This window comes from Bradyrhizobium sp. USDA 4510, assembly GCF_054059095.1.
Map to the genome: position 1 here is coordinate 7,592,953 of NZ_JBSSBT010000001.1, position 12,282 is coordinate 7,605,234.

General features: G+C 65.5%; 8 protein-coding genes and 1 pseudogene. 5 read left to right on the forward strand and 4 right to left on the reverse strand.

Annotated features, from left to right (window positions below):
* Positions 1-64 precede the first annotated feature (64 nt).
* The 5 genes from ACVMDN_RS35360 to ACVMDN_RS35380 all read left to right on the forward strand — a co-directional run bounded on the left by ACVMDN_RS35360 (position 65) and on the right by ACVMDN_RS35380 (position 5,815).
* Positions 65-1,660: an ABC transporter substrate-binding protein gene (locus tag ACVMDN_RS35360; RefSeq protein ID WP_057021209.1), complete on the forward strand. Its 1,596-nt coding sequence runs from the start codon at positions 65-67 to the stop codon at positions 1,658-1,660.
* Between the two features lie 91 nt (positions 1,661-1,751).
* Entirely contained in the window at positions 1,752-2,699 is a 948-nt protein-coding gene (locus ACVMDN_RS35365) for an ABC transporter permease (RefSeq protein ID WP_057021208.1), read from the forward strand.
* A 217-nt stretch (positions 2,700-2,916) separates the two neighbouring features.
* Positions 2,917-3,810, forward strand: coding sequence for an ABC transporter permease (locus tag ACVMDN_RS35370; RefSeq protein ID WP_076834871.1), 894 nt, complete (start codon positions 2,917-2,919; stop codon positions 3,808-3,810).
* Positions 3,810-4,823, forward strand: a complete 1,014-nt coding sequence (locus ACVMDN_RS35375; protein ID WP_076834870.1) for an ABC transporter ATP-binding protein — start codon at positions 3,810-3,812, stop codon at positions 4,821-4,823. The genes ACVMDN_RS35370 and ACVMDN_RS35375 overlap by 1 nt, the downstream gene beginning before the upstream one ends.
* Complete coding sequence (locus tag ACVMDN_RS35380) at positions 4,820-5,815, forward strand: ABC transporter ATP-binding protein (protein WP_076834869.1); 996 nt, start codon at positions 4,820-4,822, stop codon at positions 5,813-5,815. Before ACVMDN_RS35375 ends, ACVMDN_RS35380 begins: the two co-directional genes overlap by 4 nt.
* Before the next feature lie 129 nt (positions 5,816-5,944).
* On the opposite strand, the gene ACVMDN_RS35385 is transcribed toward ACVMDN_RS35380, so the two are convergent.
* From ACVMDN_RS35385 to ACVMDN_RS35400, 4 genes and pseudogenes are all read right to left on the reverse strand, one after another.
* A complete protein-coding gene (locus ACVMDN_RS35385; RefSeq protein WP_076834868.1) occupies positions 5,945-7,924 on the reverse strand; it encodes an acetyl/propionyl/methylcrotonyl-CoA carboxylase subunit alpha in 1,980 nt (659 codons plus the stop codon).
* A pseudogene (locus ACVMDN_RS35390) lies at positions 7,921-9,553 on the reverse strand (acyl-CoA carboxylase subunit beta). The gene ACVMDN_RS35385 and the pseudogene ACVMDN_RS35390 overlap by 4 nt, the downstream one beginning before the upstream one ends.
* Entirely contained in the window at positions 9,553-11,151 is a 1,599-nt protein-coding gene (locus ACVMDN_RS35395; RefSeq protein WP_076834866.1) for an AMP-binding protein, read from the reverse strand. Before ACVMDN_RS35395 ends, ACVMDN_RS35390 begins: the two are co-directional and overlap by 1 nt.
* A 111-nt stretch (positions 11,152-11,262) precedes the next feature.
* Positions 11,263-12,129: a BKACE family enzyme gene (locus ACVMDN_RS35400; protein WP_057021261.1), complete on the reverse strand. Its 867-nt coding sequence runs from the start codon at positions 12,127-12,129 to the stop codon at positions 11,263-11,265.
* Positions 12,130-12,282 lie beyond the last annotated feature (153 nt).

A 12,282-nucleotide genomic window follows, 5' to 3' on the forward strand; every position in this document is an offset into this window, starting at 1 on the left:
GACAGCCTCACCGTGGTATCGTCGATGCCAATCGGCCATTGAGACCGAAATGTGGGAGGGGACCATGCGGAGCGTGCAAGCGCTGGCCGTCGCGGTGTTGTCTGTGCTGATCATCAGCGACGTTTCACGCGCAGCCGAGCCGAAACCGGGCGGCATCTTCAGGATCTATCACCGCGACAGCCCCGGCAGCGCCTCGATCCACGAGGGCGCGACCTATTCGCTGAACGTTCCGTTCATGCCGATCTTCAACAATCTCGTCATCTTCGACCAGCACATCGCCCAGAACAGCACCAGCACGATCCGGCCCGAGCTTGCGGAAAGCTGGGCCTGGAGCGGCGACAACAAGACGCTGACCTTCAAGCTGCGCAAGGACGTGAAATGGCACGACGGCAAGCCGTTCACCGCGGCCGACGTCAAATGCACCTTCGACATGCTGATGGGCAAGTCGCAGCAGAAGTTCCGGCAGAACCCGCGCAAGTCCTGGTACGAGCAAGTCGAAGAGGTCACGACCAACGGCGACCATGAGGCGTCGTTCAAGCTGAAGCGGCCGCAGCCGGCGCTGCTGTCGCTGCTCGCCTCGGGCTACTCGCCGGTCTATCCCTGCCATGTGTCGCCGGCCGAGATGCGCACCAAGCCGGTCGGCACCGGCCCGTTCAAGTTCGTCGAGTTCAAGGCCAACGAATCGATCAAGCTCACCAAGAACCCGGATTACTTCAAGAAGGGCCTACCTTATCTTGACGGTATCGAGTTCACCATCATCCCGAACCGCTCGACCGCAATCCTCGGCTTCGTCTCCGGCAAGTTCGACATGACGTTCCCGACCGAGGTCTCGATCCCGCTGCTCAAGGACGTCAAGTCGCAGGCGGCCAATGCGGTCTGCATGGTGGAACCGAACAACGTCTCCACCAACATCATCATCAATTCGACCGCGCCGCCGTTCGACAATCTCGACATCCGCCGCGCGCTGGCGCTGGCGCTCGACCGCAAGGCGTTCATCCAGATCATGTTCGAAGGCCAGGGCGACATCGGCGGTACCATGGAGCCGGCGCCGGACGGGCTGTGGGCGATGCCGAAGGACATGCTGGAGCAGATCCCCGGCTACGGTCCCGACATCGAGAAGAACCGCGAGGAAGCCCGCAAGCTGATGCAGAAGGCGGGCTATGGCCCGGACAAGCACCTGCAGATCAAGGTCTCGACCCGCAACATCGCGGTCTATCGCGATCCCGCGATCATCCTGATCGACCAGATCAAGAGCATCTACATCGACGCCGAGCTCGACGTCGTCGACACCGCGCAATGGTTCCCGAAGATCGCCCGCAAGGACTATTCGCTCGGTCTCAACCTCACCGGCAATGCCGTCGACGAGCCCGACCAGTCGTTCTACGAGAACTACGCCTGCGGCTCGGAGCGGAACTACACCAACTACTGCAACAAGGAGATCGAGAAGCTGTTCGACCAGCAGTCGGAAGAGACCAACGTCGACAAGCGCAAGAAGCTGGTCTGGGAGATCGACAAGAAGCTGCAGGAAGACGTCGCGCGTCCGATCATCTTCCATGCCCGCACCGGCACTTGCTGGCAGCCTTACGTGAAGAATGTCACGATCATGTCCAACAGCTCCTATAACGGCTATCGTTACGAAGACGTCTGGCTGGACAAGTAGGCGTAGCGTTTTCGGGCGAAGTGGATACCGGTTCGCGCAAAGAAAGCGCGTCGGAAGACAAGACACAGGCGGGATCAAGGAGAGAGCCAGGGTGTTTGCCTATATCGTGCGGCGGCTGTTCCTGATGCTGGTGACCCTGTTCGGGATCTCGGTCATCATCTTCGTGCTGCTGCGCGTCGTTCCCGGCAACATCGTCGACATCCTGTTCGACGCCGCGGGCTTCGTCGACCCCGCCGACAAGGCCAATCTCGAGCGCGAGCTCGGGTTGAGCCAGCCGATCGTGATCCAGTATCTGCACTGGATCGGCGGCCTGCTGCACGGCGATCTCGGCTATTCCTACGTTTCGGAAAAGCCGGCGCTGGAGGAAATCCTGCCGCGGATTCCGATCACGGCGCGGCTCGCCGGGTTGGCGCTATTGTTCTCCGCCTCGATCGGTATTCCGCTCGGTGTCATCAGCGCCGTCCACCAGGGCTCACGGCTCGATTATGCGCTGCGCGTCGTCAGCCTCAGCGGCCTGTCGCTGCCGTCTTTCTGGCTCGGCCTCTTGGTCTTGATGGCCTCGGTCTCGCTGTTCGGCACCATGCCGATCTTCAATCCGAACCCGAAAACCTGGCTCGAGGCGCTGACCATCTATGCGGTGCCGGCGATGGCGGTGGGCTTCCGCAGCGCGGCACTCACCATGCGCATCACCCGCTCCTCGATGCTGGAGATCCTGCGCCAGGACTATATCCGCACCGCGCGCGCCAAGGGCGCCTCCGAGGCCTCCGTGAACTATCACCACGCGCTGAAGAACGCGGTGCTGCCGGTCATCACCGTGATCGGCATCGAGGCCGCGTTCCTGATCGGCGGCCTGATTGTCACCGAGACCGTGTTCAACATCCCTGGCATCGCCCGCTTCCTGGTCGAGGCGCTGCGCTGGCGCGACTACCCGATCGTGCAGAACCTCGTGATGTTCATCGCCGTCGTCGTGGTGGTGGTGAACTTCATCGTCGACATGCTTTATGCGGCAATCGACCCACGTATCCGGTTTGGAGAGTGACATGACAGGATTGGTCGAAGGCCGAGTCCAACTCTTACCTCGCCCCGCTTGCGGGGAGAGGTCGGATCGCATCGCAGATGCGATCCGGGTGAGGGGGGCTCACCGCGAATCCAACGCCCACCGCGCTTGCGGAGAGCCCCCCTCACCCCAACCCTCTCCCCGCAAGCGGGGAGAGGGAGAAGACCGTTCTGCAATCATCAGGCGAAGAAGCTGACACGTGGCGACGATCAATTTCGACAGCGAATTGCGACGTGCCGGGGCCAACGCCACCGGTGGCTGGGGACGGTTTGCGTTCCTCGCGCAGCGCCATGTGCTCGGCACGATCGGCCTCGTCATCATGCTGCTGTTCGTGCTGACCGCGATCTTCGCGAACGTCATCAGCCGCTACGATCCGCTCAGCGTCGATTCCGCGCACCGGCTGGCTGCGCCGTCCGCGCTGCACTGGTTCGGCACTGACTCCTTCGGCCGCGACGTCTGGAGCCGCATCATCCATGGCGCCCGGATCTCGCTTGCGGTCGGCATCGGCTCGACGACGCTCGGCGCCACGCTCGGCGTGATCGTCGGCCTTGCCTCCGGCTATCTCTCCGGCTGGGTTGACCTCGTGTTCCAGCGGGTGACCGACATCCTGCAGTCGCTGCCGCTCTTGGTGCTCGCACTCGTCATGACCGCGGCGCTCGGTCCCTCGCTGCCGAACGTGATCCTGGCGATCGCAATTCCCCTGATCCCGACGGTCGCGCGCGTGATCCGCGCCAACACGCTGGCGCTGCGCGAGCAGCCGTTCGTCGAGGCCGCCAAATCGATCGGCATGAGCGAGATGCGGATCGCGCTGCGCCACGTGCTGCCCAACACCATCGCGCCGCTGATCGTGCTCGCCACCGCGCAACTCGGCTCAACCATCCTGACCGAAGCGTCGCTGTCGTTCCTTGGCCTCGGCATCCCCGAGCCTTATCCGTCCTGGGGTCGCATGCTGTCCGAATCCGCCGCCGAATATGTCCGCACCGCGCCGTGGCTGGTGATCTTCCCCGGCATTGCGATCAGCCTTGCGGTGTTCGGCACCAATCTGTTCGGCGACGCGTTGCGCGACATTCTCGATCCGAGGCAGCGCGGCTGATGAGCGAGGCCAAGACGCTCGATACGATTCTCGACGTGAAGAACCTGCAAACGGTGTTCTTCACCAACTCCGGCCTGTTCCGCGCGGTCGACGACGTCTCGTTCTCGGTCCGCCGCGGCGAGACGCTGGCGATCGTCGGCGAGTCCGGCTGCGGCAAGAGCGTCAGCGCGCTGTCGATCATGCGGCTGGTGCCCGATCCGCCCGGCCGCATCGTCGGCGGCTCGGTGACGCTCGAGGGCACCGATCTGCTGAAGCTCGACGATGCCGCGATGCGCGACATCAGGGGCAACCGCATCTCGATGATCTTCCAGGAGCCGATGACCTCGCTCAATCCGGTGATGCGGATCGGCGACCAGATCATTGAGGCGGTGCGGCTGCACCAGAAGGTCAGCAGCAAGGAGGCCTGGAAGCAGGCGGTCGACATGCTGCGGCTGGTGCGGATTCCAGAGCCGGAGCGCCGCGCGCAGGAATATCCGCATCAGCTGTCCGGCGGCATGCGCCAGCGCGCGATGATTGCGATGGCGCTGGCGTGCCGGCCGGCGCTCCTGATCGCGGACGAACCGACCACGGCGCTCGACGTCACCATCCAGGCGCAGATCCTGGCGCTGATTGTCGATCTGCAAAAGCGGCTCGGCACCGGGCTGATCCTGATCACCCACGACCTCGGCGTCGTCGCGCAAACCGCGCAGCGCGTGATCGTGATGTATGCCGGCAAGAAGGTCGAGGAGGCGACGGTCGAAGCTTTGTTCGAGACGCCGCTGCACCCCTACACCCGCGGACTGATGGCCTCGATGCCGGCGGTGATCGCGCTCGGCGCGAAGACCGATGCGCGGCTGACCGAAATCCCCGGCATGGTGCCGTCGCTGACCAAGCTGCCGCCCGGCTGCGCCTTCGCGCCGCGCTGCAAGCTGGCGGTCGACCGCTGCCGTCAGGAATATCCGCCGCTCGACGAGATCAAGAGCAATCACTGGGCCGCGTGCTGGCGCGCCGGCGAGATGGCGGAGGCGTCATGACCGAACAGCGCCCGCTACTCGAGGTGACCGACCTCGTCAAGCACTACGCGGTGCGCGGCGGTGTGCTGCGCCGGCAGGTCGGCACCGTGCATGCGGTCGACGGCGTTAGCTTCGCGCTCGGCGCCGGCGAGACGCTCGGCCTGGTCGGCGAATCCGGCTGCGGCAAGTCGACGGTGGCGCGCACGGTGCTGCGGCTGGTCGAGCCGACCAGCGGCGCCATCAAGCTGGATGGCGAGGACATCGCGCCGCTCAGCAAGACGGCGCTGCGGCCGTACCGGCGCTCGATGCAGATCGTGTTCCAGGATCCGTTCGCCTCGCTCAACCCGCGCATGACGGCCGGCGACATCGTCGGCGAGCCCCTCATTGTGCATGGCCTCGCGACCGGGGCGAAGAAGCAGGAGCGCGTCGCGGAACTGTTCCAGCAGGTCGGCCTGCGGCCCGACCAGATGAAGAATTTTCCGCACCAGTTCTCCGGCGGCCAGCGCCAGCGCATCTGCATCGCGCGTGCGCTGTCGCTCGGGCCGCGTCTGATCGTCTGCGACGAGCCGGTGTCCGCGCTCGACGTCTCGATCCAGGCGCAGGTGATCAATCTGCTGATCGACCTGCAGCGCAAGCAGAATTTCTCATACCTGTTCATCGCGCATGATCTGGCGGTCGTCGCCCATATCAGCCACCGCGTCGCGGTGATGTATCTCGGCCGCATCGTCGAGATCGCCGACAAGCACGAGCTGTTCGCCAATCCACGCCATCCCTACACCCAGGCGCTGCTCGCCTCGGTGCCGATCGCCGACCCGAAGGCGAAACGCACCGCGCCCCTGATCGACGGCGATGTCCCGAGCCCGATCAATCCACCTTCAGGCTGCGCCTTCCACACCCGCTGCCGTTACGCGATGGATCGCTGCAAGAGCGAACGCCCGGCGCTGGAGGCGGCCGGCCCGGCGCATCAGGTCGCCTGCTGGCTGAATGACGGGACCGGGCAAGCGGCCTCATAAATGTCGTCCCGGCGAAGGCCGGGACCCATTACCCCGAATGCCCGTTGATTTGCCAAACTGGGGCCACAGCTTGCTCCAACAACATACAGCGGTGGTTATGGGTCCCGGCCTTCGCCGGGACGACAGTCTTTATGCCGCCGCCTCGATCTCCACCACGATCTTCCCCGTCGTCACCTGCTCCCCCTCGGCGACATCGATCGACGATACCGTGCCCGCGACGCCGGCGGTGTGGACGTGCTCCATCTTCATCGCTTCCAGCGTCATCACCGGCTGGCCGGCCGCGACCTTGTCGCCCGGCTTCACCAGCACCGCGACGACCCGGCCGTTCATGGCGGCGCGGACCTTGCCGTCACTGCCGGCCGCCGTCGCGCTTTCCGGCGGCGCGAGGGTGAGATCGCGCACCGACAGCGTGACGCCGCGATGCAGGATATAGAGCCGGTCGCCATCGCGCAGGAATTGGGCATGCTCCATCACCCCATCGTGGTGGAAGCGGATGCTGTCCCGGCTGAGCTCGTCGATCACGAAGCTGAAGCGATCGCCGTTGCGGGTCGCGATGTAGCTGCCGTCGCGCTCGCGGACAATCTCGATCTCCTGCACGCCGTGGCCGAGATCAATCCGCAGGCCGAGCGGGAATGTCGCTGCGAGCGACCGGCCGCGCCGCCATGGCGGGGCGTGCGGATTGGTGACGTAGAGCAGCAGCGCCGCAAGCGCGAGGTCGCTGCCGCGATCCGGCCGCGGCGCCAACAGCGCGTCGCGGTTGTCGCCGATGAAGGCCGTGGTCGCCTCGCCTCTAGCAAAGACAGGGTAGCGCAGGCAGTCGATCAGGAAGCCCTGGTTGGTGGTGACGCCGAAGGCCGTGACCTGCTCCAGGGCACAGATCAGCTTGCCGCGCGCCTCCTCGCGGGTCGTGCCATGGCTGATAACCTTGGCGATCATCGAATCATAGAACGGCGGAATCTCCGAGCCGGACTGCAGCGCGTGCTCGACGCGGATACCGTCGGGCATCTGCCACCGCGCCATCGTACCGGACTGCGGCATGAAATCGTGCGCAGCATCCTCCGAGCAGAGCCGCACCTCGATGGCATGGCCGGAGAACTTGACGTCCTCCTGGGTCAAGCCGAGCGGCGCGCCACTGGCGACGCGCAGCTGCAATTCGACCAGATCGAGCCCGGTGATCGCCTCGGTGACGGGATGTTCGACCTGCAGCCGCGTGTTCATCTCCATGAAGTAGAAATTGCCGGCGCGATCGAGCAAAAATTCCAGCGTGCCGGCGCCCTCGTAGCCGATCGCCTTGACCGCCTGCACCGCGACCGCGCCCATCCGCGCGCGCAGCTCCGACGTCACCGCCGGCGACGGCGCCTCCTCGACCAGCTTCTGGTGCCGCCGCTGCACCGAGCAATCGCGCTCGCCGAGATGGATGGCGTTGCCATGGCGGTCGCCGAACACCTGGATCTCGATGTGGCGGGGATTGACGATCGCGCGCTCCAGAATGACGGTCGGATCGCCGAACGCACCCTGCGCCTCCGATCGCGCGCTGCGCAGCGCGTCGGGAAATGCCGCCGCGTCCTCGACCAGCCGCATGCCTCGGCCGCCGCCGCCGGCGACCGCCTTGATCATGACCGGAAAACCAATGGCCCTGGCTTCCGCCAGCATCACGGCATCGCTCTGGTCGGCCCCCTGATAGCCGGGCACGCAGGGCACGCCGGCCCGCTGCATGATCTCCTTGGCGCCGGCCTTGTTGCCCATCGCAAGGATCGCCTCCGGCGACGGACCGATGAACACCAGACCCGCATCGCGGCAGGCCCGCGCGAAATCCTCGTTCTCGGCGAGGAAGCCATAGCCGGGATGCACCGCGCCGGCGCCGCTCGCCTTGGCCGCGGCGATGATCGCGTCGATCTTCAGATAGGATTGCGCCGGCAGCGCCTCGCCGATCCGCACCGCCTGGTCGGCCTCGCGCACATGCAGCGCGTCACGGTCGGCGTCCGAATAGACCGCGACGACGCCATGGCCGAGCCGCCGTGCCGATCGCATGATGCGCAGCGCGATCTCGCCGCGGTTGGCGATCAGGATCTTGAAGAACGGCGTCCGCTTCACGATTGCCCCGCTCATGGCCGCGCCACCGAGAACTGCATGCGCTGCGGGCTGCGGGCCTCGGCCTCGCGGCAGATTGTAAGCACCTCGGCAAGCACCGTCCGCGTGTCGCGCGGATCGATCACTCCGTCGTCGAGCACCCGGGCGCTGGTCGAGAACACGTCCATCTGGCTGTCGAACACCCCGGTGATCTGCGCCTTCATCGCGTCCAGCTTCTCCTTCTCGATCGGCTTGCCGCGCCGCGCGGCGGCGGCCTCAGTCACGATCGCCATGGTTTCGGCGGCCTGCTCGCCGCCCATCACGGCGGTCTTGGCGTTGGGCCAGGAGAAGCAGAAGCGCGGATGGAAGCCGCGGCCGCACATGCCGTAATTGCCGGCGCCGAACGAGGCGCCGCAATACAGCGTGATCTGCGGCACCGTCGCCGAGGTCACCGCCTGGATCATCTTGGAGCCGTGCTTGATCATGCCGGCCTCTTCATAGGCCCGGCCCACCATGTAGCCGGTGGTGTTGTTCATGTAGAGGATCGGTCCGTGTGCGCGACTGGCAGCAGGCCTGGATGAAATGCGTCGCCTTGTTGGCGCCGGGCACGTCGAGCGGGCCATTATTGGTGATGATGCCGATCGCCTGGCCCTCGATGCGCGCGTGGCCGCAGACCGTCGCCGGGCCGTAATTGGCGCCGAACTCGGCGAAGTCGGAATCGTCGATGAAGCGCGCAATCGCCTGGCGCATGTCGACGGGGCGCTTGTGATCCATCGGCATGATGCCGAGCAGTTCCTCGGCGTCATAACGTGGCGGCTTGAACGCGGCCGGTTCGGCGGCCGGCCGATCCCAAGAACGATCCCAAGGCAGCTTGGCCATGATGTCGCGCGCGATGCGCAGTGCGTCGCGGTCGTCCTCGGCGAGATAATCGCCGAGACCGGAGATCTGGGTGTGCATCTCGGCGCCGCCGAGCTCCTCTTCGGTCGCGATCTCGCCGGTGGCCGCCTTGAGCAGAGGCGGCCCGGCAAGGAACGCGCGGGTGCGGCCGCGCACCATCACGATGTAGTCGGACAGGCCCGTCTGGTAGGCGCCGCCCGCGGTCGAGGAGCCGTGGGTGACGGTAACGACGGGAAGCCCTGCCGCCGACAGCCGCGCCAGGTTGCGGAAGATGTTGCCGCCACGGACGAAGTCCTCGACACGGTAGCGCAGCAGGTTGGCGCCGGCGCTCTCGACCAGCTGCACATAGGGCAGCTTGTTCTCCAGCGCGAGCTCCTGCACCCGCAGCGTCTTGTCGAGGCCGTAAGGCTGCAATGCGCCCGCGTCGATGCCGGCATCATTGGCGCTGACCATGCAGCGGATGCCGGAGACGAAGCCGATGCCCGCGACCAGTCCGCCGCCGGGCACGCTCTTGTCCGCATCCGCTACGTCGAACATGTAACCGGCGAGCGTCGACAGTTCGAGGAAGGGCGAACCGGGATCGAGCACCAGCGCGACGCGCTCGCGTGGCAATAGCTGGCCGCGCTTGTGGAAGCGGTCCTTTGCCGCGGCGGAGGCTGCGCGCGTCCGCTCCTCCAGGGCGCGCATCCGGGCGATCAGCGCCAGCATGCCGTCGCGATTGCCCTGGAAGGCGGCGCTGCCGGTGGAAATCGTGTTCTCGATGATGGCCACTAGGCGCGCTCCACAAAATGTCCGCTGTATTGCTGCCGCAGCTCGACCTTGCGCAGCTTGCCGGTCGCGGTCATCGGCATCTCCTCGAGGATACGCACCAGCTTCGGCACCTGGAAGCCGCCGAGGTGCTTTCTGCAATGCGCCTCGATGCCGGCCTCGTCAGCCTCCGCGCCGGGTTTCAGCTTGACGAAGGCGGAGACCGCCTCGCCCCATTGCGGATGCGGCAGGCCGACCACGGCGGCGTTCTGCACGGCGGGGTGCGCCAGCAACGTCTCCTCGATCTTGACGGAGGCAACGTTCTCGCCGCCCGACTTGATCATATCCTTCTTGCGGTCGAGGAACAGCACCTCGCCATTGCCGTCGATCAAGGCTAGATCGCCGGTATGGTGCCAACCGGACTTGCGCGCCTCCTCGGTCGATTTGGGGTCCTTGTAGTAGCCCATCATCACGTTGGGCCCGCGATGCACGAGCTCGCCGATCTCGCCGCGCGGCAGCAGATTGCCGTTGTCGTCCATGATCGCGGTCTCATTGACGATCAGCGATTCGCCCCAGTAATTGCCGAAACGGTCGAGCTGTACCTCCGGGCGGGACATCGTCGTCGCCGGATACATCTCGGTCTGGCCGCTGGATAGCACGAAGTTCGGACAGAGATCGGCCATGGCGCGCTCGAGCAGCGGTTTGCCCATCGGCGCCATGGTGTAGATGCAGCAGCGCAGACCCGACAGGTCGTAGTCGCGGCGGCGCGGATGGTCGAGGATCGCCTGATACATCAAGGACAGGCCGACGAACACGGTGAGCTTATCGCGCACGATCGCCTCCATGCACGCGACCGGATCGAAGCCGCGCATCAGCGCCATGCGGCCGCCGACCGAGAGATAGCTGAGCAGCAACACGTGGCCGGCGCAGTGGAACAGCGGAAACTGTCCGGTGATCCCGTCATCGCGCGAGAGCTGCATCTCGATACAATTGCTCATCACGGCCATGACAACGGCGAGGTGACAATGCATCGCGCCCTTCGGCCGCGAGGTCGTGCCTGACGTATAGATGATCATCGCGAGGTCGCGGTCGTTGATCTCGATGTCAGGCTCAATATCGGACTGTCCCTCCAGCAGACCGTTGAACTCCTGCAATCCGGTCTTGCCGGCATTGCCGGTCAGATCGATCGCGATCATCTCCATGCCGCGCGCTTCCAGCGCGGCGCGGCGGTCGGCCTGGGCATGAAGGGCGTCATCGATGATGGCGAAACGCACCTCGGCATGGCCGAGGATGTAGTCCATATCAGCCGGTCCGAGCATGGTGTTGATGGGCACCCAGACCAGCCCGGCGCGGTGAATGCCAAACAGCGCTTTGACGAATTCGACAGAGTTGTTGCAGATGGTCGAAATCTTCTCGCCCGGCTTCAGCCCGCGCTGCACCAGATGATTGGCGAAGCGATTGGCGTCGCGCTCGAGTTCGGTGAAGGTGACCTGCCTGCTGCCGTCGGTCAGCGCGATGCGATCCGGAAACCGCCGCGCGGCGCGCTTCAACAGGTCGCCCATCGCGACCCGGCCGATACGACCCGGCCCGGTGACGCCGCCGGTTGCTGCGAGATTGTGCATGCGTTTCTCCTCCCGGGCTCCGTCATTCCGGGATGCGCGAAGCGCAGACCCGGAATCCAGAGGTGTGGCGCGAGATTCCGGGTTCACGCTTCGCGTGCCCCGGAATGACGGTCAGTGTCGCGTTCCAAAAATCTGCCGCGCCTCGGCCGGGCTCGCGATCTCGCGGCCGGCGCGGCGCGCGCAGGCGGCGAGACCTTCGACGAGCTGCCCGTTCGACGTCACCTTGGTGCCGTCGCCGAGATAGAACGTATCCTCGAGCCCGCTGCGCAGATGGCCGCCGAGGTCGGCGGCGCGCTGGTGCAGCGGCCAGATCTCGGCACGGCCGATCGCGGTGACCTGCCAATGCGCCTCCGGCGCCTTCAGCTTCAGGAGGATCGGCAACAGCTCCGGATCGGCCGGCATGCCCGAGGCGACGCCCATCACGAAATTGTATTCGAGCGGACCGGAATACATCCCGGTCTGCCGGTACATGCCAACGCAACGCACGATGCCGACATCGAAGCACTCGAATTCGGGAATGGTGCCGGCCGCCTTCATCACGTCGAGATAGTCCTGCACCTTCTCGACCGCGTTATCGAACATCATCGGCGGCCAGGCCCAGGTGTTGTCGGCCTTCACCTTCAGATAATTCAGCGAGCCGGCATTGCAGGCGGCGATCTCGGGCCGCGTCTCGCGCACGCAATCGAGCGCGCCCTGGTAGTTCGGGCCAGAGGTGCCGGTGGTGTGGTTGATGATCACGCCGGGGCAGGCCTCGCGGATCGCCTGCTGGATCTCCTTGCTGACGCCGACATCCCACGACGGCAGGTGGCCCTTGTTCGGCTCCTGCTGCCGCAGATGGATGTGCATGATGCTGGCGCCGGCGTTGAACGCGGCCTTGGCCTCGCGCGCCATCTGTTCGGGCGTCACCGGAACGTTGTGCTGCTTCGGGTCGGTAAGCACGCCGTTCAGCGCGCAGGTGATGACGGCCTTGTCGCTCATGGGTCTCTTGTCCGCTTTGCAGCGCACATGCGCTGCTGATTTCGCCATGATGAGAACTTTGCCTTCGCGCCATCTTGCGTTGACTGGCTAAGTGGATGCGGCGACGACACGATCTGCCGCCAGCCGGTTAACACAAGACGCGGCGCCCGTATC

Coding starts and splice junctions, on each gene's coding strand:
- ACVMDN_RS35360 (WP_057021209.1), top strand. CDS start 65: ATGCGGAGCGTGCAAGCGCTGGCCGTCGCGGTGTTGTCTGTGCTGATC.
- ACVMDN_RS35375 (WP_076834870.1), top strand. CDS start 3,810: ATGAGCGAGGCCAAGACGCTCGATACGATTCTCGACGTGAAGAACCTG.
- ACVMDN_RS35380 (WP_076834869.1), top strand. CDS start 4,820: ATGACCGAACAGCGCCCGCTACTCGAGGTGACCGACCTCGTCAAGCAC.
- ACVMDN_RS35385 (WP_076834868.1), bottom strand. CDS start 7,924: ATGAGCGGGGCAATCGTGAAGCGGACGCCGTTCTTCAAGATCCTGATC.
- ACVMDN_RS35395 (WP_076834866.1), bottom strand. CDS start 11,151: ATGCACAATCTCGCAGCAACCGGCGGCGTCACCGGGCCGGGTCGTATC.
- ACVMDN_RS35400 (WP_057021261.1), bottom strand. CDS start 12,129: ATGAGCGACAAGGCCGTCATCACCTGCGCGCTGAACGGCGTGCTTACC.